General features: G+C 43.7%; 3 protein-coding genes. All 3 read left to right on the forward strand.

All coding sequences use genetic code 11. The features are described from left to right. On the forward strand, positions 1 to 1,433 hold a 1,433-nt coding region (locus tag B2Y23_RS00080; protein WP_291368277.1), incomplete at its 5' end, for a terminase large subunit. 55 nt (positions 1,434 to 1,488) lie between these two features. After that, entirely contained in the window at positions 1,489 to 2,079 is a 591-nt protein-coding gene (locus tag B2Y23_RS00085; protein ID WP_291368279.1) for an HK97 family phage prohead protease, read from the forward strand. Then, entirely contained in the window at positions 2,076 to 3,413 is a 1,338-nt protein-coding gene (locus tag B2Y23_RS00090) for a phage major capsid protein (RefSeq protein WP_291368281.1), read from the forward strand. Before B2Y23_RS00085 ends, B2Y23_RS00090 begins: the two co-directional genes overlap by 4 nt. The last annotated feature ends 216 nt before the right edge of the window (positions 3,414 to 3,629 follow it).

Genomic DNA, 3,629 nt, shown 5'->3' on the forward strand with positions numbered 1-3,629 from the left:
TTGGTATTGCCTGCCCGATTGATTGGGTCCGTAAAAAAGATGGCTTCCGCCGGTTCCGTGAATCGTATTGGGAGATTCCACGTAAAAACGGAAAGTCGGCAATTGCTGCAGGTGTAGCCCTGAATATGTTCGCGAATGATGGTGAGTTTGGTTCAGAAGTTTATGCCGGTGCAACAACAGAGAAACAGGCTTGGGAAGTATTTAAGCCTGCTCGACTCATGGCAGTACGTTCACCAGAATTTATCGAAGCAGCAGGCATCTTGATTAATGCTGGCAGCCTGGAAATACCGGACGATGGTTCAATCTTTGAAACGATTGTTGGTGATCCACCAGATGGCCAGTCTCCACATTGTGCGATTGTCGATGAATACCACGAACACCAGACCAATGCGTTGTATGACACGATGCAAACGGGTATGGGGGCACGCCGTCAGCCGCTCATGTTTGTGATTACTACAGCTGGATTCAATATTGATGGTCCATGCCATGACATGCGATTACGTGTCCAGGATATGCTGCTTGGTACTGTACCGGATGATGAGCTGTTTGGCTTTATCTGGACCATTGATGAAGGTGATGACTGGACTGATCCTAAGGTTCTGCAAAAAGCAAACCCGAATTTTGATGTGTCAGTTTATGGCGACTATCTAGAATCGCAGCAACGCAAGGCCATTAATAACCCGGCACGCCAGAATACATTTAAAACAAAGCATTTAAATATCTGGGTATCCGCTCGATCTGCTTATTTCAACATGGAGAAGTGGCACAAATGTGCTGATAAATCGCTGCAGATGGAAGACTTTGCAGATGATGAGTGCTTCATGCCACTGGATCTGGCATCCAAGATCGATATCTGTGCCCGGATTAATCTGTTCTACAGAATAATTGACGGCAAAATCCATTATTACTGTGTGCGTCCACAATTCTATCTTCCTTCTGAAACTGTATATGACGGTGAGGAAAAGGTGGTAATTGATCGATACCAGAAGTGGATGAATCAGGGATTGCTTGAGGTACATGACGGTGCTGAAACGGATCTTGATTTGGTGGCTTCGGATTTGATTGCAGATTCAAAAAAAGTGAATTTGAAAGAGGTGCCATTCGATAACTGGGGCGGTCGTCAGATTGCTAAAACGCTTGGTGATAATGGTCTTGAAGTTGTTGAGATCGCTAAGAACACCAAAAACTTTAGCCCGCCCATGAAAGAGCTGGTAGCGGCAATTGCTGCCGGTCGTTTTCACCATGATGGAAACCCGATTTTATCCTGGATGGTTGGCAACGTGATTAGCAAACCAGATGCCAACAATAACGATTATCCACGCAAACAGAAGAATGCTTTCAAAATTGATGGTGCTGTTTGTTTATTGATGGGGATTAATCGAATTATGGCTGTGGCTGGTGAACCTGAGAAATACGAAGTTCATTTTGTTTAAAACTTATTTATTTAACAGCCTCCTTTATGGAGGTTTTTCATTTTAGGAGAGCTTTATGTCTGCTCTACAGAAATCGTTTGGCTCTTTTGAAATTAAGGCTATTAACGAAGAAAAACGAACATTTACAGGGGTTGCAAGCACACCAAATCAAGACCGTGCAAAGGACATCATGGTTCCTGATGGCGCTGAATACCAACTTCCAATGCCGCTGCTTTTTCATCATGAAATGAAGAAACCAGTCGGTCAGGTCCTAAGCGCAAAAGTGACTGAACAAGGCATTGAAGTCGAAATCCAGATTCCTGAAATCAAGGAAGAAGGAAAGCTTAAAGAGCGAGTCGATGAAGCTTATCAATCACTGAAATATGACCTTGTTAAAGGGCTTTCAGTCGGATTTATCCCTGATTGGGGAGAAGCTGAATACCTACAAAACGGAGGTATTCGATTCAATAAGTGGGAATGGTACGAGCTTAGTTTGGTAACTATCCCATGCAACCGCGATAGCGGAACAGATTTTTCAAAAGCATTTGAGGAACACAAAGTCGCGTTGGGCAAAAAACCTCAAGACGTTCCAGATGGCGCTTCATCTGAACAAAAACACGTTGTCGTAAAACTTAATAGCCCAACAAAGGGTGGAGTGAAACTATGAAAGAATATTTACAGAAGTTGTTAAAAGCACTGGCAGAAAAAAACCAGGCAATGCAACAAGCTTTAACCAAATCTGCTGCAGCTGGAACTACACCCGATGAAGAAACAGAGGGTCAGATTAAAGCGCTGGAAGCAGAAATTGAAGCAATCGAAAAGAATATTGCTCGCGTACAGAAACAAATTGCTGCTACTGAAGCTGCTGCTGCAACCGCAACACCTGCTGCTGGTCAGTCGGAAGCTGAAGCGGCTGCATCTGCTGCTGGCGATCCTAATCCTGCTACGCCAAAGGTTGAGGTTAAATCCAACTTGGAAAAAGGTATTGGATTTGCTTTGATGGTGAAGGCATCTGCTGTTGCTGCGCATAGCAAAGGGCAGGTAACCGCAATTGACGTACTTAAAGCATGGAATGCACCAGAGCAGGTGCAAAACGCCCTGCAGCAAAAAGCTGTGATTGGTACGACTACAGATCCTAACTTTGCTTCAGCATTGGTGGATTACCAGAACTTAACTGGTGAATTCATCGAATTGCTTCGCGGCAAAACTGTTGTAGATCGTCTAGCATCTCGCATGCGCCAAGTTCCTTTCAACATCAAAATGCCATCTCAAACTGGCGCATCTTCCGTGAACTGGGTGGGCGAAAAGAAAACTAAGCCAGTAACAAACCCGACCTTTGGCAACATGACTTTATCGAAGTCAAAAATTGCAGGTATCGTGTTGCTGTCAGATGAGTTGGTCCGCTTCTCTAATCCTAAAGCAGATACACTTGTTCGTGATGATCTAGTGAAGTCAACAGCTGAATTTATTGATGATCAGTTCTTTGATCCAGATAAAGAAGAATCAGATGATAGTCCAGCATCTGTTTTAAATGGTGTAACGGAAGTGACAAGCACCGGCGAAACAGCTGAAGCTTATGAGGCTGACTTATTCGCCTTATTGAAGTCTCTTACAGATCAAGGGATTTCAATTTCTGGTGCAACATGGGTGATGTCTGAAACGCGTGCTGCTAAGTTAAGCATGATGCGTGATGCACTAGGCCGCAAATACTTTGAAGGAATGAACCTTCAAGGTCAAAGCTACCTAATGACATTGCCTGTGGAAATTTCTGCCGCAGCAGAAGATAAGATTGCACTTATATTGCCAAGCGAAATCCTTCTTGCGGATGATGGAAGCATGGACTTCTCTGTGAGCTCTGAAGCCACAATCAACCTCGGTACGGATGCAGCACCTAACTGGATCAACCTTTACCAAAATAACCTGATGGCTATTCGTGGTGAGCGCTTCATCCGCTGGAAGAAACGCCGACATCAAGCTGCTGGATTTATCCAATACACCTGATTGATTTAGGTCAAGACAGCTCCTTAATCGGGGCTGTTTTTATATCTAAGCATCACAATTGTTTAGCTATAGGAACAGTCTATGAAAATTAAATATTTAAAAACGACCCATGATTCCAATATTGGGGATGTGAAAGAAATTCCTGATTTTCAGGCGAATGTTCTGCTCAAAATTGGTATTGCAGAGTTATTCGAAGGTGAAGGGAAATCTAATAAG

It is taken from the genome of Acinetobacter sp. UBA5934, from assembly GCF_002430855.1.
GTDB lineage: Bacteria > Pseudomonadota > Gammaproteobacteria > Pseudomonadales > Moraxellaceae > Acinetobacter.